The organism is Curtobacterium sp. PvP017, from assembly GCF_054060195.1.
In genome coordinates, this window is sequence record NZ_JBSSCY010000003.1 from 356,053 (window position 1) to 382,397 (window position 26,345).

The window sequence follows — 26,345 nt, forward strand, 5'->3', positions numbered from 1 at the left end:
CGGAGGCGACCATGAACAATATCAGTACGTGGCCAGGAGGTCGCCGAGGACGCGCCGACCGAAGGCCAGCGAGTCGAGCGGCACCCGCTCGTCGACACCGTGGAACATCGCCGGGAAGTCCACCCCTGCGGGCAGCTGGAGCGGCACGAAGCCGTACCCCGCGATCCCGAGCGTCGACAGCGCCTTGTTGTCCGTGCCGCCGGACAGCAGGTACGGCAGGACAGGGGCGCCCGGGTCGTGCCGACCGAGGACGTCGCGCACGGCGTCGACGAGCGGTCCGCCGAAGTCCTGCTCGAGACCGATGTCGCGGAAGGACATCACGACCTCGACCTCGTCGCCGGCGAGCTCCCGCACGCGAGCGAGGACCGACTCCTCGTCGCCGGGCAGGCAGCGGATGTCGACGAGCGCCTCGGCCGTGTCCGGGATCACGTTGTGCTTGTAGCCCGCGGTCAGGACCGTCGGGTTCGTCGTGGTGTGCAGGGCGGCGTGGATGAACCGCGAGGCCGAACCCGTCGCCAGCGCGACCTCGTCCGGGCCGGTCACCGTCGGGTCGACACCGAGGAACCGAGCGACCTCGGCGACCATCGCGTCCGTCGTGGCCGACAGGCGCACCGGCCACTCCTCGCTGCCGATCCGGGCGACGGCCGCGGCGAGCTTCGTCACCGCGTTGTCGCGGATGACGTGGGAACCGTGTGCCGCCGTGCCGCGCGCGACGAGCTTGATCCACATCAGCGCCTTCTCACCCGTCTGCAGCAGGTAGGCGCGGCGGTCGCCGAGGGTGATCGAGTACCCGCCCACCTCGCTGATGGCGGCGCTGGCCCCGGCGAAGACCTCGGGGTGGTGCTCGACGACGTGGTGCGAACCAAGGACGCCCCCGGCTTCCTCATCGGCGAAGTACGCGATCACGAGATCGCGCTCGGGAGCCCCGTGCTGCTCGATGACGTCCGCCAGCGACGTGAGCATCATCGCGTCCATGTTCTTCATGTCGACGGCACCCCGCCCCCACAGCGACCCGTCCTTGACCACGCCGCCGAACGGGTCGACCGACCAGTTCGCCGGGTCGGCCGGCACGACGTCGAGGTGTCCGTGCACCACCAGCGCCGGCTTGTCCCGGTTCCGACCAGGGACGCGTGCCACGACGCTCACGCGGTCCGGCTCGGACTCGAACAGCTGCGGCTCGAGGTCCAACCCGCGCAGCTTGTCCTCGACGTAGTGCGCCGCCTCGGTCTCACCGCGCGACTTCCCCTCGCCCCAGTTCGTCGTGTCGATGCGGATGAGGTCACGCGCGATCGCCGCGGTGGCCTCGAGCTCGGTCGCGGTCGGCTCCGGGTTCGTCATGCCACCACGGTATCGGTGCGCACCGACGCTGCTCGGCCCGGAGACGCCGCGCGACACCGCGGGGCGCCGCGGCTGGACGCGCCCGGGATGCGCGGCCGTGTTCATCGGGCGTTCAGACCCGTGCTAGTGTTTTCTCTCGGCAGGGACGCCGGGGAAACTCGGTGAAATCGCCACACATCCAGTCCGGATGGCGGAATTGGTAGACGCGCTAGCTTGAGGTGCTAGTGCCCGTATTAGGGCGTGGGGGTTCAAGTCCCCCTTCGGACACAGAACATGCAATGCCCCCTGACCTTTCGGTCCGGGGGCATTTTCTGTTGTGCCTCCCGTCCGTCAGGTGGTTGCGTCGAGCTCTTCGACGCCTCGACGAAATTGCGGCCTGATGCCGCGTTCCGTCTCCTAGCTCTTCGACGCCTCGACGAAGTTGCGACGCGGATCCGTCTCCTTGATGAGCGAGGTCGCGTCGCGGCCCGAGACGGCGCCGGTGACCCAGCCGATGATGATGCGCGCCTTGCGGTTCAGCGTCGGCATCGCGTACACGTGGTACGCGCGGTGGGCGAGCCAGGCCAACAGGTTCGTCATCTTGATGCCCTTGATGTTCGCGGCACCCTTGGCGACACCGTACGAGGCGACCGTGCCGATCGAGGGGTGGCGGTACTCCTCGAGGGGCTTGCCGGTGATGGTCGCGACGACGTTGTCCGCCGCCACGACGGCCTGGCGCACGGCGTTCTGCGCGTTCGGCGGGTAGAACGCCGGCTGCTTGTCGGCGGTCAGGTCGGGCACCTGCGCGACGTCACCGAGGCCCCAGACACCGGGGACGACCTCGTGCGTGTCCTCTGCCTCGACCTGGAGCTTCGCGTTGGCGGCGAGGTGCCCCTTCGGTCCGCGGGGCAGGTCGGAGGCGTCGAGCAGCGGGTTCGGCTTGACGCCGGCGGTCCACACGAGCAGCCCGGTCGGGATCTCGTCGCCGTCGGAGAGCTTGACGATGCCGTCCTCGGCGCTCGGCATGGTGGTCTTCAGACGCACGTCGATGCCACGGGCGCGGAGCGACTCGAGCGTCCACTTGGACAGCTCGGGGCCGACCTCGGGCGCGACACGGTCGAGTGCGTCGATGAGGATCCAGCGGGGCTGCTCCCCCGCGAGCGACGGGTACGTCTTGATGGCGGCCTGCGAGACGTCGAAGAGCTCGCCGATCGCCTCGACACCGGTGTAGCCACCGCCGACGAAGACGCTGGTGAGCAGACGACGACGTTCGTCCTCGTCACGCGTGGCAGCGGCCTTCGCGATGTTGTCGAGGAGCTTGGCGCGCACGTAGGCGGCCTCTTCCACGCTCTTGAAGCCGACGCCGTACTCCTCGAGCCCGGGGGTCGGGAAGGTACGGGTGACCGAGCCGAGCGCGACGACGAGCTGGTCGTAGCCGAGCGTGCGGTCGTCGCCACCGGCGGTCGCGATCGAGACGGTCTTGTCCGCCGACGAGATCCCGGTGACCTTGCCCTGGATGACGCGGGTCTTGCGCAGCGCACGGCGCAGTTCGACGGTGACGTCCTTCGGGGCGATGTGGCCGCCGGCGACCTCGGGCAGGAACGGCAGGTACGTGTAGTAGGTGTTCTGGTCCACGAGCGTGATGCGCATGGGCACGGTCGCTGCGTGCTTCTGCAGCTGCTTGACGGTGCTGTAGCCAGCGGAGCCGCCGCCGAGGACGAGGACGTGAGGGATCGAGTCTGCCATTCCTCCGGTCTACCGGACTTTGGCTTGGCGCGTCATGAGCTGCGCGGCCTGTCGCGCAGCCGCCACCAGGCCGTCTCCGCCAGGTCGACACCCGTGTAGACGCCGTGCGGGGTCCGTCGGGACTCGGTGAGCGAGAACCGTCGCAGCCGGTAGCCGCCCCCGAACCGGTCGATGATCGCCTCGGGAGAGGACTCCGCGTCGCGTTTGACGTACCAGGTGCGGTCGTCGACGGACTCGATCACGGGCGGACCGCCCGGACCGCACCCGTCACCTGCGCCCGCCGATACGGGAGCGCAGGACGTCGATGCGCTTCTGGATCTGCTCGATGCTCGCCTGCGCCACCGCCGGGCCACCGCTGATCCGCCGGAGTTCGGCGTGGATGGCGCCGTGCGGCTCGTTCGAGTGCCGCGACCAGATGGACACGAGCCGGGCGAGCTCGGTGCGCTGCTCCTTGATCGTCATGTACATCGGGCGGTTCTCGGGCTCGGCGGCCTTCGGCAGGCCGTCCTTGACGGTGCGGCCCTTGGAGCGCTTCGCCTGGGTCGCCTGGCGCGCCCGGAGCAGGTCGCGCACCTGGTCGGGTTCGAGCAGCCCGGGGATGCCGATGAAGTCGAGTTCCTCGAGCGACCCGACCTCGCCGCCGGTGCCGAACTCGCCGCCGTCGTAGAGGACGCGGTCGAACGACGCCTGCGAGTCGAGCGCCTCGAACGGCTGGACCTCGAGCAGGCTCTCGGACGCCCGGTCTTCCTTGTTGGCCTCGGCGACCATCGCGTCTTCGGGGTTGTACATGCCGTCGTCGGCGTCCTTGGGACGGTCGAGGGCGTGGTCGCGTTCGAGCTCGAGGGTCGCGGCCAGCGCCATCAGGCCGGGCACGCTGGGCAGGAACACCGACGCGGTCTCCCCACGGCGGCGAGCACGCACGAAGCGGCCGATCACCTGGGCGAAGAACAGCGGGGTGCTGGCACTCGTGGCGTAGACCCCGACGCAGAGCCGCGGGACGTCGACCCCCTCGGACACCATGCGGACGGCGACCATCCACCGCGAGGTGTCGTCGGCGAACGCACTGATCCGGCTGGACCCGGCGGCTTCGTCGGACAGGACGACGGTCGGCCGCTCCCCGGTGATCTGCTGCAGGATCCGAGCGTACGCGCGGGCCGTGGTGGTGTCCGTCGCGATCACCAGACCGCCGGCGTCGGGCACACCACGGCGCACCTCGGTGAGGCGCTTGTCAGCTGCGGACAGTACGGCCGGCATCCACTCGCCCTCGGGAGACAGCGCGGTGCGCCACGCCTGTGCGGTGATGTCCTTCGTGACCTGTTCGCCGAGGGAGGCCGACATCTCGTCGCCCATCCGGGTCTTCCAGCGCATCTGGCCGGCGTAGGCCATGAACAGCACGGGTCGGACGACGCCGTCCTTCAGCGCGCGGCCGTAGCCGTAGTTGTAGTCGGAGATCGAGGTGCGGATGCCCTGCTCGTCGGGTGCGTACTGGACGAACGGGATCGGCGCGGTGTCGGAGCGGAACGGCGTGCCGGACAGCGAGAGTCGTCGGGTGGCGCCGGAGAACGCTTCTCTGATGCCGTCGCCCCAGGTGAGTGCGTCGCCGCCGTGGTGGACCTCGTCGAGGACGACCAGGGTGCGCCCGCCCTCAGTGATCTTCTTGTGCACCTCGGGGTTCATGCCGACTTGGGCGTACGTGATCGCGACGCCCTGGTAGTGCCGGCCGAACATGCCGTCGCCGTTCTTGAACATCGGGTCGATCCGGATGCCCACGCGGTCGGCGGAGTCAGCCCACTGCCGCTTGAGGTGCTCGGTGGGGGCGACGACCACGATGCGGTCGACGGTGCCGCGCGCGAGCAGCTCGGTGGCCAGACGCAGCGCGAACGTCGTCTTGCCGGCGCCGGGCGTCGCTGCCGTGAGGAAGTCGCGCGGCTCGGATTCGAAGTACTTCGTGAGGGCTTCGACCTGCCAGGCGCGGAGCTTCGACGCGGTCCCCCACGCAGCGCGGTCCGGGAACGCCGGCGACAGGTGCTGGACGGCCGAGTTGCCGGCTGCCTCGGCCAGGGCGGCCGCGTCGGCTTCGTCGCGCGCCACCGCGTCGGCGTGCGCGGACGACGATGCGCCCGACGACGTGTCGGTCGACTCCGCGGCGCCGTCTCCGGCCCGGTCGTCCCCCGACTCGGCCCACAGCGTGGCGGGCTGCTGCTGTTCGTACTCCGCTGCGCTCACTGGACCTGATTCTACCGCCACCGTCAGTCCTGCCTGGCGTGCGGGACGTGGCCGTCGGGGGTCCGGCGGACCAGAGATGCCGGTCGCAGCACGCCTGCGCCGAACCGCGCGGCGACCGCGTCCACCGTGGTCTCGGTCTCGCGCCACGGCGCGTCGTCGTCCCAGAGCGCGTTGCTCGCCGCGGCCGGCACGAGGTTCTCGCCGCGGACCCCGATGAGCCGGATCCGGTTGCCCGGCCGGTGCAGCACGTCGTACAGCTCGACGGCTTCACGGTGCAGCCGCTTGGCGACGTCGGTGGGCTCGGCGAGGGTCCGCGAGCGGGTCAGGGTGGTGAAGTCGGTGTAGCGGACCTTGAGCGCGACGGTGCGGGCCTGCACGTCGGCGTGACGCAGGCGGACGGCGACCTTGTCGGCGAGACGCAGGAGTTCACGCGCGACGTCGTCCCGCTCGGTCAGGTCGTGGCCGAACGTGACTTCGTGCCCGATGGACTTCTCGCCGACGCCGGTGTCGACGACGCGGGGATCGCGCCCCCACGACAGGTCGTGCAGGCGCTGGCCACCGGCGGGCCCGAGGGCGGACACGAGCGACCCGAGGGGCGTGTTCGCCAGGTCGCCGACGGTCCGGATGCCACGGCGCTCGAGGGTCTCCTGCGTCTTGCCGCCGACGCCCCAGAGCGCCGAGACCGGCTGCGGGTGCAGGAACGCGATGGTGTCGGCTCCGGGGACGACGAGCAGCCCGTCCGGCTTGGACCGGCTCGACGCGAGCTTCGCCACGAACTTGGTCGATGCGGCGCCGACCGAACAGTGCAGGCCCGTCTCGGCGTGGACCGTGCGTCGGATGGCCCGACCGATCTCCCACGGCGTGCCGTAGAGCCGGAGCGCACCGGCGACGTCGAGGAACGCCTCGTCGATGCCGAGCCGCTCGACCCGCGGGGTGAACCGGTCGAAGATCGCCATCACCGCGGCGGACTTGTCGCGGTACTTCTCGAAGTGCGGCTCGACGATGATCGCGTTCGGGCAGCGGCGCTTGGCGATGGCCATCGGCATCGCGGAGTTCACCCCGTACTTGCGGGCCTCGTACGTCGCCGCGGTGACCACGGACCGGTCGGAGTCGTGGCCGACGATGACCGGCAGCCCCACCAGGTCGGGACGGTCGAGCAGTTCGACGGACGCGAAGAAGGCGTCCATGTCGACGTGCAGCACCGTCGCCGAGACGTCGTCCACCGGGGCGTCGGAGACGAGCCGGTTGCTACCGTCCTGCTTGCTCACACCGAGATGATGCCAGGCACCACCGACATCGCCGCCCGGCTCGGCGTGCGGAGGTCGCTATGCGCCGAGAGCACCGTGCGACCTTCGTCGATCCGTGCCGGGTTGATCGCTCGGTGCGGCGCTACAAGGCCGCACGGAGCGGGCAACCTCGCACCAGCCCACAAGTCCCGCACCGTGCTCGCGCGCCCGGCGCCCGGCGCGCGCGGGTGCCGCGTCAGGCGGGCGGGCCGAGCAACGACGTCGCGAGGGTGCGCGCCGCCGAGTCGCGCGACGACGGATGGTACTGCCCGGCCCGGACGTCGCGCGCCAGGCGGGCCAGCTCGCTCGACGACCGGAACGCCGAGCCCCCGACGACCCGCATCGCCTCGTCCACCACGTGCTGCGCCGTGTCCACCGCCCGCGCCTTCGTGCCGACGAGCAGCGGGAACCACCGGGCGCCGAGCTCGTCGCGTTCGTCCACGGAGCGGGCGAGGGCGTCGACCTGCAGGGTGATCGCGTCGACGGCACCGCGCAGGTCCGCGAGCGCACGACGGACGTCGGGGTCCTGCGACCGGGGCGAGCCGTCGGCCGCCACGCGTCGCCCGACGGCGTCGACCGCCAGCGCGATGGCCCGCTCGGCGACGCCGACGTACACCGACGCGATGAGCAGCTCGAACGCCGCGAAGACCCCGAACACGAGCGGGTCCTGGTTCGGTCCGACGGGCAGCGACCGGACGATGCGGTCGGCGGGCACGTGCACGCCGTGCAGTTTCGTCGTGCGGCTCTGCGTCGCCCGCATGCCGAGGGTGTCCCAGTCGTCGAGGTGCTCGACGTCGCCGTCGGACCGGAGCACGAAGCCGTGCACGAGCCGCGGTTCCGGCCCCGTCTCGTCCTTGCCGAACACGCTCAGCACGTCCCACGCCGGCGCGAGGGACGTGAACACCTTGGTGCCGGTGAAGCGGTACCCGCCGTCGCCGTCCGGCTCCGCCGTCGTCGACGAGTCGAACAGGACAGCGTCGTTGCCGGGTTCGCTCACCCCGAATGCGAGCAGCTGGTCGTCCGCGGCGTGGTCGGTGACGGCCTGGAGGAACGACTCGCCCCGCGCACGCACGGCGCGCGCCGCCTGCACCCACACCTGGTGCATGCCGAGGCCGAGTGCCGTCGCCGGCGCGGCCTGGGCGAGGGTCCGCTGGACGGCGGCCGTGGCGCGGAGGCCGAGTCCGGAACCGCCCTGGGCAACCGGGACCCCGATCCGCAGGTAGCCGGCGGAGCGGAGCTCGTCGAGGTCCTCGGCGCAGAAGGCGTTCGCGGCGTCGTACCCGGGGGCACGGTCGGTGATGCGGGCGAGCAGGTCGTCCGGCACGGTCCAGGGCGCCGCGTCCGTGCCGGCGTCCGGGCCTGCGTCCGTGTTGGCCTTCGTCATGGCACGAGACTAGGGTCCGGAGCGTGTCAGATCGTCATCCTTGGTCCAGGTACGTCGCGATCGGTGACTCGTTCACCGAGGGGATCGGCGACCCCGACCCCACGGTCCCCGGGGGCAACCGCGGGTGGGCGGACCGTGTCGCCGAGGTGCTCGCGCACGGGTCCGACGACTTCGCGTACGCCAACCTGGCGATCCGCGGGCGGCTCCTGCAGCAGATCATCGACGAGCAGGTCGAACCGGCGCTCGCGCTCCGCCCGGACCTGGTCACGGTGTCCGCCGGTGGCAACGACATCATCCGGCCGGGTTCCGATCCGGACGAACTCGCCGAACGGGTGGACGCCATGGTGTCGCGACTGCGGAGCGACGGCGCCACCGTGGTGCTCTTCACCGGCCCCGACGTCGGCATGACGCCGGTGCTCGGCATGGTGCGCGGCAAGACGGCGATCTACAACGAGAACCTGCACGCCATCGCCCTGAAGCACGGCGCGCTGGTGGCGAACATGTGGGCGCTCCGGGTGCTCCGCGACCCGCGCATGTGGGCGCCGGACCGGCTGCACCACTCCCCGATGGGCCACTCGACGATCGCCGCGGCGGTGCTCGACGCCCTCGGGGTGCCGCACGGGCTGGAGCCGTTCAACCCGGATCCGCTCGAGGCGCGGCCCTGGCGCGAAGCCCGTGCCGAGGACCTCGGCTGGGCGAAGGAGTACCTGGTGCCGTGGGTCGTCCGGCGCATCAAGCACACGTCGTCGGGCGACGGCGTCTCGGCCAAGCGCCCCGAACTGCAGGACGTCGTCGAGCACCGGTCCGACACCCCGTAGCGGAACGAGGGGCATCCGAGTCCGCACGCCTCTCCAGCCGCGCCCCACCACGGTCATCGCGCCCCGACCCCCCAGGGCGCGATGACCGTGCGGGGGCGCGAACCGGGTCGTGCCCCCTGTGGTGGGCGCAGGTCAGTCGGCGGGCCGGTGCAGCGTCAGCGCGCCGTCGTGCAGCGGTTCGGTCTCCCACGTCGTGCCGACCGTGCCGGCAGCGAGGTCGACGCGGAGCCACAGCAGGTGCGGCGTCTCCACGAAACGGAGCGCGACGAGCACGGCGCCGTCCGACCGGGTCGCGGCGCTCGCTGCGAGGGCACCCTCGACGGCCCACTTCCCCTCTCCGACCGGCACCGACGCCGAAGCTCCATCGGCTGACACGGTCAGTCGGATCCCATGGGCCCCACGGTCGAAGCCCACGGCGTCGAGCGCCGCACCGGGCAGCAGCCGGAGTGCACGACCGGCCACGTGCTCGGGGAGCGAGGCGCCGCGCACCGCGGGCAGCCCCAGGGAAGCGAGTCGGGCCTCCAGGGCGGTGTCCGCGTCGGCGTCGGACGGACGGTCGACGGCGGGCAGCAGGTGCTGCCAGGCCGCGTCGAGGACCGCCTGCATGTCGAGGCTCTGTCCCGTGATCGCGAGGACGACGTCCTGCTCGGGCAGGACGACGCAGAACTGGCCGTAGGCGCCGTCGCCGCGGAAGCCGTGGCGGGCCATCCAGAACTGGAAGCCGTAGCCCTGGGACCAGTCCGGGTTCTCCTCGCCCGGGTTCTCGACCTGGGTCCTCGTGGCGGCGGCGACCCAGTCCTCGTCGAGGATCCGCTCGCCGTCCCACGCCCCGCGCTGTAGGTAGAGCTGGCCGAGCGCGGCGATCGCCGAGGTCGGGGCGTAGCACCCGCTGTACCCGAGTTCGGCGCCCGTCTCGTCGCGTCGCCAGGCGAGGTCGTCGATGCCGAGCGGGTCGAGCAGCCGCGGCCGCAGGTACTCGACGAGGGACCCGCCGCTGACCCGTCGGACGATGCTCGCGAGCGTGTACGTGCACGGCTGGTTGTAGGCGAAGACTGAGCCGGGCTCCTCGTCCGGCGGGGTGAGCAGGAAGCCCCGGACGGTGTTCGTCGGGTCGGCGGCGCGAGCGCGGTCGAGGGTCTCCTCGCGGTGGCCGCTCGCCATCGCGAGCAGGTGCCGGACCCGGATGCGGCGGCTGCGTTCGTCCGTGATCTCGGCGTCGAGCTCGGGGAAGTACGACAGGGCGGTGGCGTCGAGGTCGATGAGGTTCTCGCGCACGGCGATGCCGACGGCCGCCGCGGTGAAGCTCTTGCTCAGCGAGTAGAGCAGGTGCACCCGGTCGGCCGTGTACGGCTGCCACCACCCCTGGGCGACGACCTGGCCCTGGCGGAGCAGCATCAGGCTGTGCGGCTCGACGCCGGGGGTCGATTCGAGGGCGTCGACGAACGCGAGCACACCGCGGGCGTCGATGTCGCGGGCGGAAGGGGTGGTCCGGGGGAACGTCTTCGTCGTCGTCACCCGTCCGACAGTACGGACTCCGGGTGGTGCGCGTCAGCGCGCGAGCACCGTCAGCCCTGGAACGGGTTCGTCCAGCGCCACCAGACGCCGGGGTCGTCGATCGTCCGCTCGAGCACGAGCGGCACCGTCACCGGGTCGTGGTCCGTGACGGTGAAGCGGACCTTCCCGACCCGCTCGCCCTTCGTCCCGAGGGTGACCTCGTCGAGGTGCGCCGTCGCCCGGACCTTCGTCTTCCCCCAGACCAGGACCTCGGCCGCCTCCGCGGTGACGGCGTCGGCCTCGTCCTGCCAGGGGGTGGAGAACGTGCCGAAGGTCTGCCCGGCGTGTGTGAGGGGCACGACCTGGAAGTTGTCGGCGACCGACCGGAGCAGCCGTTGCACGTCGACGTCGAGCGAGTCGTGGTCGACCCCGCCGAGCATCACGCCGATGACGGTGACGTCGCGGCCGCCGCGCTCGTAGGTCGCCGCGAACAGCAGGCAGGCGCCCGCTTCGTCGAGGGTGCCGGTCTTGATGCCCTCGATGCCGTCCAGACCGAGGAGCTTGTTCGAGTTCTCGATCTCGCCGACCGTCGGGATCGTGACGTCCTTCGTGCCGACGATCTCCTTGACGACCGGATCCGCGAGCGCGAGCTGGCCGAGGTCGACCAGGTCGGTGGCGGTCGACGTGTTCTGCGGGTCGAGACCGGTCGGCTCGTGGATCGTGGTGTCGTCGAGGTCGTGCTCCTCGAGCCACTTCGTCGCCGCCTGCTCGTACTCGGCGATCGACCCGAACGCCCAGATGGCGAGGGCGCCGGCGTAGTTGTTCGCCGACTTCATGAGCATCACCTGGAACGCCTGGTGCTCGGTGAGCTTCAGCCCCGCCGGCATCGGCGCGACCTCGCCGTTCATCGCCGCGTACTTGGCGTACAGCGACTCCATCTTCGGTGTGAAGGTGATCGCGGGACCGGACTCCCCCGCAGCCATCGGCTTCTCGTCGAGCACCACGAGCGCCGTGACGATCTTGGTGATGCTCGCGATCGAGCGCGGCTTCGTGTCGCCGCTGGTGCGCAGGCTCTCCGGGAAGTCGGTGGCCTCGACCGCGGTGGCGCCGTAGCCGGGGAAGCTCAGCGCCGGCACGCTCGACGTCGGGGCCGAGTACGTGGTGGTCGAGGCGCTCGCCGGGCCGAACGGCACGACGGCCGCGGCCACGAGGTACCCGGCGACGAGCACGAGGACCGCCACGACGGAGATCGTCACGGGCCTCCGGACGGCGGAGCGGGGGCGACGGACGACTCGTGACACGGGAACCGAGCGTAGCGGTCGGTCCCTAGACCCGGGCTGCGACCGGCTGCTCGGCGGCGGGCGTGTCCGTCGTCGCTCCGGTCGTGGTCGGCCGCGCGAACGTCAGCCGCCGGGACAGGTACGCGAACACCGGGCCGAGCGCGTTCATCACGACGACCGAGGCCCATGCCGCCCAGGCGTTGCCCGGATCGAAGCCGAAGCCGCCGAAGCACGTCGCGAAGAACGAGGCGAACCCGAGGAACATGCCGGGGACGAGCCCGAACAGCCGCGTCCGACCCGTGTACATCAGGGCGCAGTTGACGACCAGGATGAGCAGCGCGAGCACCGTGTTCCGCGCGGCCTGACCCTCGCCGAGCACCGTGCCGAAGCGCTGGTCGAGCAGCACGATCACGAGGCCGAAGGCGGACCCGATCGGCATCGCCGCCCAGAGCCGGGTGGCGTTCCGGAGCGTGGGCTTCGCCCCGAGCAGGAACATCCCCGCCCAGCTGATGAAGATCGCCCAGGTGGGCAGGTGCAGCGCGTTGCCGCCGATGAACGCCGTGGTGCCGGCGAGGACCGAGGCGACGATCTCGTGCGGGATCCGTTCACGCATGGGTGAGCTCCTTCGATCGAGTGGTGGACCCGGTGGCGAGTCGTGTGGTCCTGGTGGTCTCCGCGACGACGCGGCCGCGCTTGAACACGAGGTTCCGGTCGGGGCGGTCGAGCAGGACCCCCGCCGGGTCGGTCGTCGACAGGACGACGAGGTCGGCGGCGGCCCCCGGCCGGATGCCGTGGGTCTCGGCGACGCCGACGACGCGGGCCGCGGACGACGTGGCCATCTCGAGCACGCGCCCGAGGTCGTCGGGGCCGGACAGGTGCCCCACCTGCGCGAGCAGCAACCCGATGTCGAGCAGGTCCGCGTTGCCGAACGGCGTGAACGCGTTGCGGACGTTGTTCGACGAGTAGGCGGTCGTGACGCCGGCGTCCCAGAGCTCGCGCACCGGGACGACCCCGCGGCGGACGTCCCGGTCGTCCGAGCGGCCGCCGAGGTGCAGGTCCGTGGCGGGCAACGGCACCACCGCGACACCGGCCGCGGCGAGCTTCGCGAGCACCGCGCTGCGCGGGACCGGCGGCAGGCTGGCGAGCGAGGTCACGTGTCCGAGGGCGACCCGGTCCTGCAGCCCGCGAGCGGCGACGCGGTCGGCGATGTGCCCGGCGAGGGCGAACCGCGGGTCGGACGTGTCGTCGGCGAAGTCGGCGTGGAGGTCGGCCGGCACGTCGAACTCCTCGGCCAGGTCGAGGACGGTCTCGACGTGCTCGTGGCACGCGGCCAGGGTCGCCTCGTTGTAGGTGCAGCCGCCGATCACGTCGGCCCCGGCGGCGAGCGCCCGGCGGAGCAGAGCGAGCGTGCCCGGCGCCTTCGCGATGCCCTCCTGCGGGAACGCGACGATCTGCAGGTCCAGGGCGTCGCGGTACTCGTCGCGCAGTGCGAGGAGCACCTCGACGCCGGTCAGTCCGACGACGGGGTCGACGTCGGGGTGTGCCCGGACGAGTGTCGTGCCGTTGGTGATCGCCTGGTCGAGCAGGTTCCGGGCGCGGTCACGGACGGTGTCGTGGGTGAAGCCGCGCTTGAGCTCCCCCGTCACCGCGATCGCGCCGGCGAGGGTGCCGTCGGGGTTCGGTCGTTCGCGGTCGAGCAGTGCCTTGTCGACGTGCAGGTGGGTCTCGATGAGCCCGGGGATCACGACGCGACCGGCACAGTCCACGACGTGCGCCGCGCCGGTCGGCTCGTCCTCCGTGCCCGCCTCGGCGACCCGGACGATGGTGCCGTCGGCGACGTGGACGTCGACCAGGCGGCCGTCGGTCAGGCGGGCCGTGCGCAGGATCAGGTCCATGGTGGTTCTTCCTCGCATCGGGGTGGATCGGACGTGACCCACCCTTCGCCCGCCGTGTTTCCGGCTCCGTTTCGTCGTGTGACGAGCGTGTAAACGTTGGTCGTACCAATGAACCAATCGGACCAACGGACCGTAGGCTCGTGCTCATGCAGAGAGGCCGCACACTGAGCGCCGCGACCGCCGCGCACCTGGCCCGCCTGGTGCTCGAGGACCTGGCACCCGGCGACAAGCTCCCGCCGGAGCGGACCCTGGCCGAGGACCTCGCCGTGTCACGCACCACGGTGCGTGAGGCCATGCAGGAGCTCGAGCGCCGTCGGCTCGTCTCCCGGACACCCGGCCGTGGCACCGTCGTGCTGCCGCGCTCCGAGGAGGCGACCGCCCTGCTCGAGCAGCAGACGGGCGCGGCCCACGGCGACGACCTGGCGCGACGAGCCGAGCACGTCGCCGAGTTCCGCACGGTGGTCGAGCCGAGGGTCGCCGGCCTCGCCGCGGTCCGTGCCGGCGAAGCGGACCTGCTCGCCCTCGAACGCGTCCTCGCCGCCACGCACGCGGGGCTCAGCCCCGAGGAGTCCCTGGCCCAGGACGTCGCGTTCCACGTGCAGGTCGCGCGCGCCTCCGGCAACCCGCTGCTGGTGTCCCTGTGCGAGCTCAGCAGCGGGTGGGTGCAGGACGTCCGTGCCCGGTCGCACAGCACCAGCGAGGGTCGCCGCTCGTCGTTCGTCTGGCACGAACGGATCCTCGACTGCATCCGACGTCACGACGAGGACGGCGCCCGTGACGCGATGACCGACCACCTCGCCGACGTCGCCCACCTCGTCGAACGGAAGGCCGACCGATGACCACGATGACGACTCCCACGATCCCGACACTGCAGCCCGGTGCCGGCCCCGTCCGCTCGGCGCGCTACCTGCCCGTCGACCCCGACACGGTCCTCTGGGGTCGACTGCCGAACGGCGACGACCGCCCGGCGATCACGATCGCGTCCGGCGAGGACGTCACGGTCGACACCGTCAGCCACGAGGGGATCCTGCCCGACCAGGGCAGCGACCCGCGCGCGTACTTCGGGTCGCACGGGGTCGCCCCGGAGCACGTGCTGGACGACGCCGACGCGATCGCCCGCGCCGCTCGTCGTGACCCGTCCACCGACGGTCCGCACGTGGTCTCCGGCCCGATCGCCGTCGAGGGTGCCGAACCGGGCGACGTCCTGACCATGACGGTGCTTGAGACGCTGCCGCGCGTGCACTACGGCGTCGTCTCGAACCGGCACGGCCGTGGTGCCCTGCACGGCGAGTACCCGGTCGACGGCACCACGGTCAGCGTCTTCGCCGACGTGGTCGACACGGCCGAGGGCCGGCGGGGCCGCATCCCCCTGACCGGTGCCCGCGACCGCTTCGCGCACTTCCCGCTGGCCCCCTTTCTCGGCATCATGGGCGTCGCGACGCCCGGCGAGCGGTTGCACTCGGTGCCACCGGGCCGGCACGGCGGCAACGTCGACGTGAACCTGCTGCAGGTCGGCGCGCAGCTGCACCTGCCGGTCCTGGTGCCCGGGGCGCTCGCCTACGTCGGCGACCCGCACTTCGCGCAGGGTGACGGTGAGGTCGCCCTGACCGCGATGGAGGCATCGCTCCGCGCGACCGTCCGGTTCGACGTCACGCCCGCCGCCGAGGCCGCGCAGCAGTTCGGTGACCTGGTCTGGCCGCTCGTCGAGACCCACGAGTTCCTCGTGCCGACCGGCATGGACCCGGACCTCGACGAGGCCGTCCGCGCCTGCGTCCGGCACGCGGTCGCGATCCTCGGTGCCCGCTGGGGCATGGAGCCGCACCTGGCGTACGCCTACCTGTCGGCGGCGACGGACTTCAACATCTCGCAGGTGGTCGACCTGGTCACCGGCGCACACGCCCGCATCCGCAAGGCCGACTTCGAGGAGCCCGCCCGATGACCACAGGAGCGCCGGAGGGCTTGCTCGACGCCCTCGACGCGTACGAGGCCGCCCTCGCCGCGAACGACCTCGACGCCCTCGACGCCGCGTTCGTCGACGTGCCCGGCACGATGCGCGGGGACGACCGCGGCCTGCTCGTCGGGCACGACGCGATCAGCGCGTTCCGCGGGGCACGGGGTGGGGTCCAGGCCCGCTCGCTGACGCGTGTCGAGGTCCGACCCCTGGCCGACGGACTCGCCCTGGTCGTGTCGGTGTCCGAGTTCGCGGCGGGTGGGCAGGGCCTCCAGACCCAGCTGTGGCGCCGCGACGGCGACACGGGCACCCACACGGGGTCCGGCACCGGCGGTCCGCGCTGGCGCATCGAGGCCGCCCACGTCACCGGCCGCCCCAAGGCGTTCGACACCACGGTCTGGCGGGCCGTCGGGGACCCGCTGGTCGCCCCCACCGCGTCCGGACCGCTCGACGGACGCACCGTCGCGGTGAAGGACCTCTACGCCGTCCCCGGCCAGCCCGTCGGCGCCGGCAACCCCACGTACCTGCGCGAGTCCCCCGTCGCGACCTCGCCGGCCGCCGCCGTCGCCGCGCTCCTCGACGCCGGCGCGTCGATCCGCGGCATCGCGCGCACCGACGAGTTCGCGTACAACCTGACGGGTCGCAACGAACACCACGGCACCCCGCCCAACGGGGCGGTCCCGACCCGACTGCCGGGAGGCTCGTCCAGCGGATCCGCATCGGCCGTCCGTCTCGGGATGGCCGAGATCGGGATCGGCACGGACACCGCGGGATCGGTGCGGGTCCCCGCCTCGTACCAGGGGCTGTGGGGCCTCCGGACGACCCACGGCGCGGTCTCCCGACAGGGCCTGCTCGCGCTGGCGCCGTCCTTCGACACGGTGGGGTGGCTCACCCGGAGCGCCGACGTCCTGCTCGCGGCGCTCGACGCCAGCATGCCGTCGGTGTCGGCGACCGCGTCAGCATCGGCGTCGGCCTCGGCGTCGGACGAGCCGACCGAGTTGCTCGTGCCCGCTGAGCTCGTGGACCTCGTCGAGCCCGCCGTCGCTCAGGCCTTCGCAGCGTTCGTCGCCGGACAGGACGCACCGATCGGTCCTGTGCGGCTCGCCGACCTCGGGGTCCCGCCGCTCGACGACCTGCGCGAACTGCTGCGCCTCGTGCAGGCCGCCGAGGCCGTCGCCGCCCACGGTGCCTGGATCGACGCCCACCCCGGCGCCCTGAGCGCCGTCGTCGGCGACCGGTTCGCCGCCGCCCGGGCGAACGACCCCGCCGCCACCGCCGACGCCGTCGCGCGGCTCGACGACGTCCGGGCCACGATCCGCACGGCGCTCGCCGACCGGACCCTGCTCTTCCCGACCGTCCCGGGGCCCGCACCGCTCATCGCCGCCGACACCACGGCGCTCGAACGCACCCGGACCGCGACGACGGCGATGACGAGCCTCGCGAGCGTGGGCGGCCTGCCGGCGGTCAGCGCTCCCGCCCTCACCGTGGACGGCGCACCCGTCGGCGTCTGCCTGGTCGGCGGACCGGGCACCGACCGTGCCCTGGTGATCCGTGCCGGACGGATGCTGCAGCACTGACGCGAGCCGCGCCTCCCGGTCCGCTCGTCGCGGCGCTAGGAGGCGAGCCGCTGGGCCTGGGTGACCGCCCACAGTCCGACGGCGCTCGCCGCGGCGATGTTGAGCGAGTCGACCCCGTGCGCCATCGGGATCCGCACCGTGGTGTCGGCCGACGCGATCGCGGCGGGCGTCAGCCCCTGCCCCTCGGTACCCATGACGAGCGCGACCTTGCCGGGGACGTCACGGGCGAACTCGGCGAGGTCGACGGACTCGTCGGTGAGCGCCATCGCGGCGAGGTGGAAGCCCTGCGCGCGCAGTTCCTCGCCCGCCGCCGGCCACTCGCCGATCCGGGTCCACGGGATCTGCAGGACCGTGCCCATGCTCACCCGGACGCTCCGGCGGTACAGCGGGTCGGCGCAGCGCGGGCTGACCAGGACCGCGTCGGCGCCCAGACCGGCGACGCTGCGGAACACGGCTCCGACGTTCGTGTGGTCGACGATGTCCTCGAGCACGACGACGAGCTTCGCGTCCCGCACCACCTCGGCGACCGTCGGCAGCTCGGGGCGCTGCACCGCGGCGATCGCGCCACGGTGCATGCGGAAGCCGTTGAGTTGCTCGAGCAGGGCATCGGGACCGACGAAGACCGGACCGTCGTGGTCGGCGACCAGCGGCAGGACGCTGTCGAGCCACTTCTCCTGCACCAGGATGCTCCGAGGGATGTGCCCGGCACGGACCGCGCGCTCGATGACCGTGTTCGACTCGGCGATGTACAGGCCGCCCTCCGGTTCGCTCACCCGGCGGAGCGCCACGTCGGTCAGACGGGCGAAGTCGTCGAGGCGAGGGTCGTCGAGGGAGTCGATGCGGACGGGGTGCACGGGGCTCGTTTCGGTGTGGCGCAGGTGGTGGGCCGGCCGGTGACGCGCTGGCGTCGCGGCTGGCGTGCCGGTCGGTGTCGCGGCTGGCGTGCCGGTCGGGAAGCGACCGGGACGGTCGGCTGTTGAGGGTACCGTGAACAGGGTGCTGGATGATGCTGCGTCGACGACCGGACCGCCCACCGGGGCGCCGACCGGTCCGCCGACCGGTCCGCCGACCGCAGCGGACCTCGACCGCGTGGTCGAGGTGCTCGCGGGCAAACGCTTCGCCGTGCTCTCCGGCGCCGGCCTGAGCACCGACTCCGGCATCCCCGACTACCGCGGCGCCGGACGCGTCGTGCGCAAGCCGATGACGTTCCAGGAGTTCCGATCGGACGGCGCCAAGCGGCAGCGGTACTGGGCCGGGTCGCACCTCGGCTGGCGGAGCTTCGCCGCTGCCCGGCCGAACGAGGGACACCGGGCACTCGCCGCGCTCGAGCAGGCGGGTGTAGTCACCGGGGTCATCACCCAGAACGTCGACGGACTGCACCTCCGCGCCGGATCGCGCCGCGTCGTCGAGATCCACGGGTCGATGGACCGCGCCCTCTGCCTGACGTGCGGGCAGGTGTTCTCGCGCGCCGACCTCGCCACGACCATCGACCGCGCCAACCCGTGGATCGACGAGCCCGGCTCGGTGCAGCTGCAGCCCGACGGCGACGTCGAGATCACCGACGTCGAACGCTTCGTGGTGCCCGACTGCTCCGTGTGCGGCGGGATGCTCAAACCGGACGTCGTATTCTTCGGCGAGTTCGTGCCGACCGAGAAGTTCCACGAGGCCGTGTCGATCGTCGCCGACGCCGAAGCGCTGCTCGTGGTGGGGTCGTCGCTGACGGTGAACTCCGGCGTGCGGCTCGTCGACCACGCTGCCCGCCGCAAGAACCCCGTGGTCATCGTGAACCGCGGTGCCACCCGCAGCGACCGCCGCGCAGCCGTGAAGCTCGACGGCGGGACGACCGAGACGCTGGTGCACCTGGCCGAGCGGCTGGGGGCGGCCGGGTCCGCGCCCGCGGGGTCCGCTCAGCCGTCTGGGATGAACGACGGGTGACGACGCTCCTGTACCTGGTCCGGCACGGTGAGACCGACTGGAACGCGCAGCGCCGCATCCAGGGTTCCACCGACATCCCGCTCAACGACACCGGACGGCGACAGGCCGCCGACGCCGCCGAGCTCCTCGCCCGCCGACGGTTCGACGCCGTCGTCGCCTCACCGCTGTCCCGCGCCGCCGAGACCGGGGCGATCATCGCCGACCGCCTCGGACTGGCAGCGCCCACCACGTACCCCGGGTTGGCGGAACGCTGCTACGGCGAGGCCGAGGGACTCACCGACACCGAGGTCACGGCCCGGTACCCGCACGACGACATCCCCGGGCGCGAGTCCCGGTCGGCGCTGCTCGCCCGCATCACCGAGACGCTCGGCGAGGTCGCGGTGTGCTTCGACGGCGGGGTCGTGGTCGTCGCCACCCACGGCGCGGTGATCCGGAGCGTGGTGAACGAGGCGGCGCCCGGCACCGCCGATCGGCACGCCACCCCGATCCGCAACGGCTCGATCCACTCGTTCCGCTGGGACCCCGAGCGCTTCCACGCGGAGCTCGTCCGGTTCGACGACCCGATCGACGACGTCTCGGACGGGCCCGGGCGGTACGCCTTCGACTACCAGAACCCGCTGGAACGCCGGGGCTGAGCGGACGGCACGGCCGTCCTGCGACTAGGCTCCGACGCACCCGAACCAGGGGGCGACATGGTGACCGACGGAACCGACACGGGTGGCTGGCAAGCCGCCGACCGGCAGGACGACGACCTCGACCGTGCCTTCGGCCCCGAGACCGCCAGCGTGCAGACCCGCACGATGGGACAACGGGCCCGCACCTGGCTCGTCATCGGCGGCAGCACCGTCCTCGTCGCCGGGGTGATCGCCCTCGTGCTCGGCACCATCATCGGCAGCGTGCAGAACGGCATCGGCGGCGTGTTCCCCCGACCGGACATGGCCCTCGACCGGCTCGACGACCGGCTCGCCGACGTGCCGGGCGTCACCGAGGTCCGCCACCACCGGGCCGAGAAGACCGGCTTCGCGAGCTACGACGCCACCGCGACGATCACGGCCGACCCGTCGCTGGACGCCGCTGCCCGGACCGACCTCGTCGACGCCCTGAGCCGTGCGACCGACTCGGCTGGCGGCAACGGCGTCCGGGTCGTCGCGATCGCCGACCTCGGCACGCTCGAGGTGGGCGTCTCCGACTCCCGTGCGGTCACCGCGAAGCGCCTGGTGCTGGCGGACACGCTCGACCACATCGGCGGGGTCACGGCCGTCCGCTGCTCGTGGGAACGCGGTGGCACCCCGTCGGACCGCGCCACCGACCAGTCGATCACCGTCGAGACCCCGGGACGAGGGGCTGCCGTCCCACCGATCGTGGCGCGGGTGACCGAGGAGACGCACAAGGTGTTCCCCGGGGCGAGCGTCGAGGTTGTCGCGGCGAAGTAGGTGCCGGGCGGTTGGCCGACGCGGAACGACGGAACCGATGTCGTACGACGTCGACCATGTCGCATCGCGTCGCGCGTCGCACGTCCCCACCCCGCCCGCCCCGCCTACCGCGCGCGCCGGTCGGCCACGGCCCGCTCGACCGCCCGCACCACCTGCTCCGCCGAGTCCTGCCACCGGAACCGCGCCGCCCGCTCGATCGACTGCGCCGAGGCCTCGTCCCACCGTTCCTCGACCCGCCGCACCGCAGCAGCGACCGCTGACGGCGAGGCCGGGTCGAAGTACTCGGCCGCACCGCCGCCGATCTCGCGGAAGATCGGGATGTCGCTCACCACGACCGGGGTGCCGACGCCCATCGCCTCGACGAGCGGGATCCCGAAGCCCTCGTCGAACGACGCCGTCGCCAGGGCGGTCGCCGATCGGAGCACGGACAGGTACTCCTCGTCGGTCGCACCGTCGTGGAACACGATCGCCCCGGCCGGCGCGAGCGCCTCGAGCCGTGCGCGGTCGGCGTCCGACACCCGTGACATGCAGTGCAGGGTCCAGTCCGCCCCGAGCAGCGGCAGCGCAGCCGCCAGTGTCTCGACGTTCTTGTAGGGCATGAACGAACCCATGTAGACGAGCGAGCGGTCGCGCGGCGCGCCGGCCACTCGCGGTGTCGCCGGGTCGGCGGCGTTGTACGCCACCGTCACGGGACGCTTCGTCAGCCGGTGCTCGGCGATGAGCCCGGCGGTCGTCTCCGACACGGTGACGACCCCGTCGGCACCGTTCAGCAGGAACCGCTGCGGCGCCCAGGACAGGTGGAACGCGCGCCACCCGAGCCGGAGCGGCCACGAGAACTCCCGCGGCGGCGTGCGGTTCCGGTAGTAGATCAGGTCGTGCAGCGTCAGCACGAGCGTGTAGTCGCGCCCCCGGGAGCCCATCGTTTGCATCGGCGAGAACACCGCGTCGAGGCCGAGCCGGTTCACCCGTCGCGCGACGAGCGGCTCCCCCGCGTCCGTCGGCGCCGGCAGCAGCTCCCACGGCAGGTCGCGCGGCAGGGACTCGAGCTGGCGCTCGTCGTGGACGAGCAGCACGAAGTCGTGCCGGTCGGGCAGGTTCCAGGCGACCCCGGCGGTGAACCGGCTGATGCCGTCGTGGCGGCCGATGCGGACGTAGCGGCAGTCGACGCCGATGCGCAGGCGCGTCACGCGTCGGTCTCCTCGGTCGCGCTGGCCTTCGTCGCGGTCGCCCTGGAGGCCCGTCCCGCGCCCGCCGGTCGGCCCGCCTTGGCGGCGCGGCCGCGTCCAGGGCGCGCGGGTGTGTCCGCCATCCGGCGCAGCACCGCGGCGGCGGCCGGTGCCGGGGTCTCGTAGTGGACCAGGTGCCCGACCCCGGGGATGACCACCAGCTCGGCATCGTGCAGGCGTGCGGCCAGGGCGCGCTGCTCCGGCACCGCCGTGATGTCGTCGTGCTCGGCGGCGATCATCAGGACCGGCACGTCGATGCGGTCCGCGTACTCGGACACGTCGTGGGTGACCGAGGTGCGGAACGCCTCGAGCACGCTCGTGCGGTTCGCGAAGGCCGAGAAGTAGCGGTCGTGCTGGTCGTGCACCCAGCGGCGCATCCCGCGGTCGTGGGACTTGAGCATCGCGATGCTCATCACCCGCACGATGGCGGCGTTCCGCAGGATGCCGAGCCCGATCGGCTTCGGCAGCACCGCGCCGGCCCGGTAGTAGCCGATCGCGATCCCGGTGCCGACCGCCCGGGGTCCCTGCAGCGCGGGGGCGGCGATCGGGTTCACGAGGACGAGCAGCCGGGTGTCGAGCCCCGCGGCGACGGTGGCGGACACCACGATCGAGCCGAACGAGTGACCGAGCACGACGGCGTCGCGCCCGAGTCCGAGCGTGGCGTGGAACGCCGTCAACCAGGCGACGTACGACTCGATGTCGGACACCGGCAACGGGTCGGACACGCCGAAGCCGGGCAGGTCGGGCACGACCACGCGCACGCCTTCCAGGTGCGCGGCGATGGTCTCGAGGCCGTGGTGGTCGCCACGGAAGCCGTGCACCGCCAGGACGGTCTGCGTCGCGTCGGACGGCCCGTACTCCCAGTAGTGCGTGGTGCGGCCGTCGACCTGCACGGACCGGTGGACCACCGGCGTGGCGGCCATGAGCGACTGGTACGGGGAGAGCACGGGCGGTTGCATCGGCGCCAGTCTACGAAGACATCCGCACGAAACCCCGGACACCCGGAGCATCGCGCGCCTATCGTGTCCGGGGCGGGCTCTCGACGAGGCCCGTGGACCTTCGACGAGGAGCACGGTGACCTTCACAGCCCCGATCCAGCTGCCCGGCCTGACGCTCGACCCGCAGTGGTACAAGCGCTCGGTCTTCTACGAGTGCATGATCCGCTCGTTCGTCGATTCGAACGGCGACGGCATCGGTGACCTGCAGGGCGTGATCGGCAAGCTCGACTACTTGCAGTGGCTCGGCGTCGACGCGCTCTGGCTGCCGCCGTTCTTCCAGTCCCCGATGCGCGACGGCGGCTACGACATCGCCGACTACAAGGCGATCCTGCCGGAGTTCGGCACCCTCGACGACTTCCGCGAGCTCGTCACGAAGTCGCACGAGCGCAACATGCGCATCGTGATCGACATGGTGATCAACCACACGAGCGACCAGCACGAGTGGTTCCAGCAGTCGCGCGAAGACCCCGACGGCCCGTTCGGCGACTTCTACGTCTGGCGGGACACCGACGAGGAGTACCCGAACATCCGGATCATCTTCGTCGACACCGAGGAGTCGAACTGGACGTTCGACCCGGTCCGCCGTCAGTTCTTCTTCCACCGGTTCTTCTCGCACCAGCCCGACCTGAACTTCGAGAACCCCGCGGTCGTCGAGGCCGTGTACGACGTCGTCCGGCACTGGCTCGACCTGGGCGTCGACGGGCTGCGGCTCGACGCGATCCCGTACCTGTTCGAGTCCGAGGACGGCAACGGCGAGGGCGAGCCGGAAACCCACGAGTTCATCAAGAAGATGCGCGCGATGGTCGACGACGAGTACCCCGGCCGCGTCCTGCTCGCCGAGGCGAACCAGTGGCCGCGCGAGACCGCCGCCTTCTTCGGCACCGACGAGGAGCCCGAGTGCCACATGGCGTTCGACTTCCCGGTCATGCCACGCATCTTCTACTCGCTCCGGGCGCAGCACGCGAAGGAGCTCGCCGCGATCCTGTCCGAGACCCTCGACGTGCCCTCCGCGGCCGCGTGGGGCGTGTTCCTGCGCAACCACGACGAGCTCACGCTCGAGATGGTCAGCGAGGAGTACCGGCAGGCGATGTACGGCTGGTACGGCTACGACCCCCGGATGCGGTCCAACATCGGCATCCGGCGCCGCCTCGCTCCCCTGCTCGACAACTCGCGCGCCGAGCTCGAGCTCATCCACGCGCTGCTGTTCTCGCTGCCGGGCTCGCCCTTCCTGTACTACGGCGACGAGATCGGTATGGGCGACAACATCTGGCTGCCCGACCGCGACTCGTCCCGCACGCCGATGCAGTGGACCCCCGACCGCAACGCCGGGTTCTCGACCGCGGACCCGGGCAAGCTCTACCTGCCCGTCGTGCAGTCCCTCGTCTACAACTACGCGCAGGTCAACGTCGAGGCGCAGCTCGCGCAGTCGCGCTCCCTGCTGCACTGGGTCCGCAACGTCATCCACGTGCGGAAGGCCCACCCGGTGTTCGGACTGGGCACGCTGCACGTGCAGGAGACCTCGAACGAGTCGGTGCTCGCGTTCGTGCGCTCGTGGGAGGGCTCCGGGCAGCAGTTCGGACCGTCGGCGGAGGACGTCCTGTGCGTCTTCTCGTTCGCCACGAACCCGACGTCCGTCACGGTGTCGGCCCCGGAGTTCGCCGGTCGCCCGCTCTACGACCTGTTCGGCGGCGGCTCGTTCCCCGCGTTCGACGAGGACGGCACCGTCACCCTGACCCTCGGGACGCAGTCGTTCTACTGGCTGCACGTCGGCGCGCCGGTCGGGTAGCGCGGGTGGTGTCGGTGCGTCCCGTTAGCCTGACCGCGTGACGTTCCCCACAGCACAGCTCGAAACGCCCGCCCCGGCGCAGGACCTCTCCGGACGCCCCTGGTGGCACGCCCTCGGCGTCTTCGACCTCGAGACCACCGGTGTCGACGTCGAGACGGCGCGGATCGTCACGGCGCACGTCGGCCTCATCGACATGACCGGAGCCTCCATCGCCGAGGGCGCGTGGATCGCCGACCCGGGCATCGCGATCCCCGAGGGCGCCGCGGCCGTGCACGGCTACACGACGGAGCGGGCCCAGGCCGAGGGGCGTCCCGCCGCCGAGGTCGTGGCCGAGATCATCGCTGCGATCGAGGCCGTGTTCGCCCGCGGGATCCCCCTGGTGATCTACAACGCGCCGTACGACCTGACGGTCCTCGACCGCGAGGCCAAACGGCACGGCTTCGCCTCCCCCGTCATCGGCAACGTCGTCGACCCGCTCGTCATCGACAAGGCCCTCGACACCTTCCGCAAGGGCAAGCGCACGCTCGAGGCGGCGTCCGAGCTGTACGGCGTCACCCTCGACGACGCGCACGACGCGGGTGCGGACGCGATCGCGGCCGGTCGGGTCGCCCAGGCCATCGCCGGCAAGTACCAGGACGAACTCGGCATCTCGGCCGAAGAGCTCCACCGCAAGCAGGTGGGGTGGTGCGCCGAGCAGGCCACCTCGTTCCAGGAGTACATGCGCAAGAAGCGCGATCCGTCGTTCACCGCGGACGGCCGGTGGCCGCACCGCAACGGCTGACGCAACGCGGAACGGGCGGCCCTCCCGAAGGAGGACCGCCCGTTCCGACGTGCTGTGGGGCTGCTTACTTGGAGAAGCCCTTGAAGCGCTGGTTGAACTTCTCGACGCGACCGGCCGAGTCGAGGATGCGCTGCTTGCCCGTGTAGAACGGGTGCGAAGCGGACGAGATCTCGACGTCGATCACCGGGTAGGTGGCACCGTCGAGCTCGATCGTCTTGTCGCTGTTCGCGGTCGAACGCGTCAGGAAGGTCTCACCGGAGGCCAGGTCACGGAAGACGATGGCGCGGTACTCGGGGTGGGTGTCGGTCTTCATGGAGTTTCCTCGATAGCGGTAGCGGTGGTGGGATTGCGCGAGATGCGCGGGAAGTCATCGGCTTGCGCCAGCCGTCAACGTTACCAGACGGACGGCACGATCGCAGCGCTACGACGCGCGTGCCGTGTAGCGGCCGGCGTCCTTCGTGACGGACAGCGCGATGCCGAACGCCTCGGTCAGGGTCTCGTCGGTCAGGACCTCGTCGATCGGTCCGGCGGCCTGCACGTGGCCGTCGGCGAGCACCAGGGCGTGGGTGAACCCGGCGGGGATCTCCTCGACGTGGTGGGTGACGATCACGATGGCCGGCGAATCGGCGCTCTGGGCGTAGCCGCCGAGGGTGCGGACGAGGCTCTCGCGTGCGCCGAGGTCGAGCGAGGCGGCCGGCTCGTCCAGGAACAGGATCTCGGGGTCGGTCATGACGGCACGGGCGATCTGGACGCGCTTCTGCTCGCCGTCGCTCAGCTCGCCGAAGGTGCGGTCGGTGAAGGACCCCAGGCCCCACTCCTCGAGCACACGCTGGGCACGGCGGACGTCGAGTTCCTCGTACTCCTCGTTCCAGCGACCCGTGACCGAGTACGCGGCCGTCAGCACGACGTCGATGACCTTCTCGGTCACCGGGATGCGACGGGCCAGGGCGGTCGACGCGAAGCCGATGCGCGGGCGGAGCTCGAACAGGTCGGCGCCGCCCAGCTCGGTGCCGAGCACCTCGACGTCACCGGAGGTCGGGAACGTCTGCGCGCCGGCGACCTGCAGCAGCGTGGTCTTGCCGGCACCGTTCGCGCCGAGCACGACCCAGCGTTCGTCGTCCTGCACCTCCCACGAGATCGAGTCGAGGATGGTGGCCCCGTTGCGGACCACGGAGACGTCTGACAAGCGCACGACCGAGGGCATGCGACCAG

At 71.9% G+C, this 26,345-nt stretch carries 24 protein-coding genes and 1 tRNA gene; 10 read left to right on the top strand and 15 right to left on the bottom strand.

Going from position 1 to position 26,345, the window contains the following annotated elements; translation table 11 throughout:
* Positions 1-21: 21 nt before the first annotated feature.
* Positions 22-1,338: a M20/M25/M40 family metallo-hydrolase gene (locus ACVKXF_RS09245; RefSeq protein ID WP_456795536.1), complete on the bottom strand. Its 1,317-nt coding sequence runs from the start codon at positions 1,336-1,338 to the stop codon at positions 22-24.
* A gap of 181 nt (positions 1,339-1,519) precedes the next feature.
* Here ACVKXF_RS09245 and ACVKXF_RS09250 point away from each other — a divergent pair.
* A tRNA-Leu gene (locus tag ACVKXF_RS09250) sits at positions 1,520-1,605 on the top strand.
* A 129-nt stretch (positions 1,606-1,734) separates the two neighbouring features.
* Here the strand turns inward: ACVKXF_RS09250 and ACVKXF_RS09255 are convergent.
* The 5 genes from ACVKXF_RS09255 to ACVKXF_RS09275 all read right to left on the bottom strand — a co-directional run bounded on the left by ACVKXF_RS09255 (position 1,735) and on the right by ACVKXF_RS09275 (position 7,959).
* Entirely contained in the window at positions 1,735-3,063 is a 1,329-nt protein-coding gene (locus tag ACVKXF_RS09255) for an NAD(P)/FAD-dependent oxidoreductase (RefSeq protein WP_123312589.1), read from the bottom strand.
* Positions 3,064-3,095: 32 nt separating this feature from the next.
* On the bottom strand, positions 3,096-3,305 hold the full coding sequence (locus tag ACVKXF_RS09260) for a hypothetical protein (RefSeq protein WP_222657741.1): 210 nt from the start codon (positions 3,303-3,305) through the stop codon (positions 3,096-3,098).
* Between the two features lie 25 nt (positions 3,306-3,330).
* A complete protein-coding gene (locus tag ACVKXF_RS09265; protein WP_123313104.1) occupies positions 3,331-5,124 on the bottom strand; it encodes a DEAD/DEAH box helicase in 1,794 nt (597 codons plus the stop codon).
* Positions 5,125-5,312: 188 nt separating this feature from the next.
* On the bottom strand, positions 5,313-6,557 hold the full coding sequence (gene dinB / locus ACVKXF_RS09270; RefSeq protein WP_123312587.1) for a DNA polymerase IV: 1,245 nt from the start codon (positions 6,555-6,557) through the stop codon (positions 5,313-5,315).
* 214 nt (positions 6,558-6,771) lie between these two features.
* Positions 6,772-7,959: an acyl-CoA dehydrogenase family protein gene (locus tag ACVKXF_RS09275; protein WP_456795537.1), complete on the bottom strand. Its 1,188-nt coding sequence runs from the start codon at positions 7,957-7,959 to the stop codon at positions 6,772-6,774.
* 23 nt (positions 7,960-7,982) lie between these two features.
* On the opposite strand from ACVKXF_RS09275, the gene ACVKXF_RS09280 reads away from it, so the two are divergent.
* Positions 7,983-8,777: an SGNH/GDSL hydrolase family protein gene (locus ACVKXF_RS09280; RefSeq protein WP_123312585.1), complete on the top strand. Its 795-nt coding sequence runs from the start codon at positions 7,983-7,985 to the stop codon at positions 8,775-8,777.
* A gap of 132 nt (positions 8,778-8,909) precedes the next feature.
* Here the strand turns inward: ACVKXF_RS09280 and ACVKXF_RS09285 are convergent, their stop codons facing one another.
* The 4 genes from ACVKXF_RS09285 to ACVKXF_RS09300 are packed head-to-tail and all read right to left on the bottom strand — an operon-like array spanning position 8,910 to position 13,446.
* Entirely contained in the window at positions 8,910-10,292 is a 1,383-nt protein-coding gene (locus tag ACVKXF_RS09285; protein WP_456795538.1) for a serine hydrolase domain-containing protein, read from the bottom strand.
* Between the two features lie 50 nt (positions 10,293-10,342).
* Positions 10,343-11,572 carry a D-alanyl-D-alanine carboxypeptidase family protein gene (locus ACVKXF_RS09290; RefSeq protein WP_456795539.1) on the bottom strand — a complete coding sequence of 410 codons (1,230 nt, stop codon included), beginning with the start codon at positions 11,570-11,572 and terminating at the stop codon, positions 10,343-10,345.
* A gap of 25 nt (positions 11,573-11,597) precedes the next feature.
* Positions 11,598-12,164, bottom strand: coding sequence for a DUF1097 domain-containing protein (locus tag ACVKXF_RS09295; protein WP_456795540.1), 567 nt, complete (start codon positions 12,162-12,164; stop codon positions 11,598-11,600).
* Positions 12,157-13,446: an amidohydrolase family protein gene (locus ACVKXF_RS09300; protein ID WP_456795541.1), complete on the bottom strand. Its 1,290-nt coding sequence runs from the start codon at positions 13,444-13,446 to the stop codon at positions 12,157-12,159. Before ACVKXF_RS09300 ends, ACVKXF_RS09295 begins: the two co-directional genes overlap by 8 nt.
* A gap of 146 nt (positions 13,447-13,592) precedes the next feature.
* Between ACVKXF_RS09300 and ACVKXF_RS09305 the strand changes: the two genes are divergently transcribed.
* The 3 genes from ACVKXF_RS09305 to ACVKXF_RS09315 are packed head-to-tail and all read left to right on the top strand — an operon-like array spanning position 13,593 to position 16,974.
* A complete protein-coding gene (locus ACVKXF_RS09305) occupies positions 13,593-14,285 on the top strand; it encodes a FadR/GntR family transcriptional regulator (protein WP_396291118.1) in 693 nt (230 codons plus the stop codon).
* Positions 14,286-14,290: 5 nt separating this feature from the next.
* Complete coding sequence (locus tag ACVKXF_RS09310; RefSeq protein ID WP_456795542.1) at positions 14,291-15,385, top strand: acetamidase/formamidase family protein; 1,095 nt, start codon at positions 14,291-14,293, stop codon at positions 15,383-15,385.
* The gene (locus tag ACVKXF_RS09315; protein WP_456795543.1) at positions 15,382-16,974 is read left to right on the top strand and encodes an AtzH-like domain-containing protein; all 1,593 of its coding nucleotides are present in this window, start codon (positions 15,382-15,384) and stop codon (positions 16,972-16,974) included. The genes ACVKXF_RS09310 and ACVKXF_RS09315 overlap by 4 nt, the downstream gene beginning before the upstream one ends.
* A 35-nt stretch (positions 16,975-17,009) precedes the next feature.
* Here the strand turns inward: ACVKXF_RS09315 and ACVKXF_RS09320 are convergent, their stop codons facing one another.
* The gene (locus ACVKXF_RS09320; protein ID WP_456795545.1) at positions 17,010-17,828 is read right to left on the bottom strand and encodes a TrmH family RNA methyltransferase; all 819 of its coding nucleotides are present in this window, start codon (positions 17,826-17,828) and stop codon (positions 17,010-17,012) included.
* Positions 17,829-17,970: 142 nt separating this feature from the next.
* Here ACVKXF_RS09320 and ACVKXF_RS09325 point away from each other — a divergent pair, with 142 nt between their 5' ends.
* From ACVKXF_RS09325 to ACVKXF_RS09335, 3 genes are read left to right on the top strand one after another with little or no spacing between them, the layout of a single operon-like run.
* Positions 17,971-18,909 (top strand): Sir2 family NAD-dependent protein deacetylase, encoded by a 939-nt coding sequence (locus ACVKXF_RS09325; protein WP_456795546.1) that lies wholly within the window; start codon positions 17,971-17,973, stop codon positions 18,907-18,909.
* The gene (locus ACVKXF_RS09330) at positions 18,906-19,544 is read left to right on the top strand and encodes a histidine phosphatase family protein (protein WP_456795548.1); all 639 of its coding nucleotides are present in this window, start codon (positions 18,906-18,908) and stop codon (positions 19,542-19,544) included. The genes ACVKXF_RS09325 and ACVKXF_RS09330 overlap by 4 nt, the downstream gene beginning before the upstream one ends.
* Before the next feature lie 57 nt (positions 19,545-19,601).
* Positions 19,602-20,342, top strand: a complete 741-nt coding sequence (locus ACVKXF_RS09335) for a hypothetical protein (protein ID WP_456795549.1) — start codon at positions 19,602-19,604, stop codon at positions 20,340-20,342.
* Positions 20,343-20,446: 104 nt separating this feature from the next.
* On the opposite strand, the gene ACVKXF_RS09340 is transcribed toward ACVKXF_RS09335, so the two are convergent.
* Together ACVKXF_RS09340 and ACVKXF_RS09345 are read right to left on the bottom strand one after the other, a co-directional pair.
* Entirely contained in the window at positions 20,447-21,520 is a 1,074-nt protein-coding gene (locus ACVKXF_RS09340; protein ID WP_456795555.1) for a glycosyltransferase family 4 protein, read from the bottom strand.
* Positions 21,521-21,525: 5 nt separating this feature from the next.
* Positions 21,526-22,527: an alpha/beta fold hydrolase gene (locus ACVKXF_RS09345; protein WP_456795550.1), complete on the bottom strand. Its 1,002-nt coding sequence runs from the start codon at positions 22,525-22,527 to the stop codon at positions 21,526-21,528.
* Between the two features lie 115 nt (positions 22,528-22,642).
* On the opposite strand from ACVKXF_RS09345, the gene treS reads away from it, so the two are divergent.
* Both treS and ACVKXF_RS09355 read left to right on the top strand, forming a co-directional pair.
* The gene (gene treS, locus ACVKXF_RS09350; RefSeq protein WP_123312572.1) at positions 22,643-24,352 is read left to right on the top strand and encodes a maltose alpha-D-glucosyltransferase; all 1,710 of its coding nucleotides are present in this window, start codon (positions 22,643-22,645) and stop codon (positions 24,350-24,352) included.
* Between the two features lie 37 nt (positions 24,353-24,389).
* Positions 24,390-25,133: a 3'-5' exonuclease gene (locus tag ACVKXF_RS09355; protein WP_123312570.1), complete on the top strand. Its 744-nt coding sequence runs from the start codon at positions 24,390-24,392 to the stop codon at positions 25,131-25,133.
* A 64-nt stretch (positions 25,134-25,197) separates the two neighbouring features.
* On the opposite strand, the gene ACVKXF_RS09360 is transcribed toward ACVKXF_RS09355, so the two are convergent.
* Both ACVKXF_RS09360 and ACVKXF_RS09365 read right to left on the bottom strand, forming a co-directional pair.
* Complete coding sequence (locus ACVKXF_RS09360) at positions 25,198-25,446, bottom strand: type B 50S ribosomal protein L31 (RefSeq protein ID WP_017887280.1); 249 nt, start codon at positions 25,444-25,446, stop codon at positions 25,198-25,200.
* A 108-nt stretch (positions 25,447-25,554) separates the two neighbouring features.
* Positions 25,555-26,337 (bottom strand): ABC transporter ATP-binding protein, encoded by a 783-nt coding sequence (locus tag ACVKXF_RS09365; RefSeq protein ID WP_123312566.1) that lies wholly within the window; start codon positions 26,335-26,337, stop codon positions 25,555-25,557.
* Positions 26,338-26,345 lie beyond the last annotated feature (8 nt).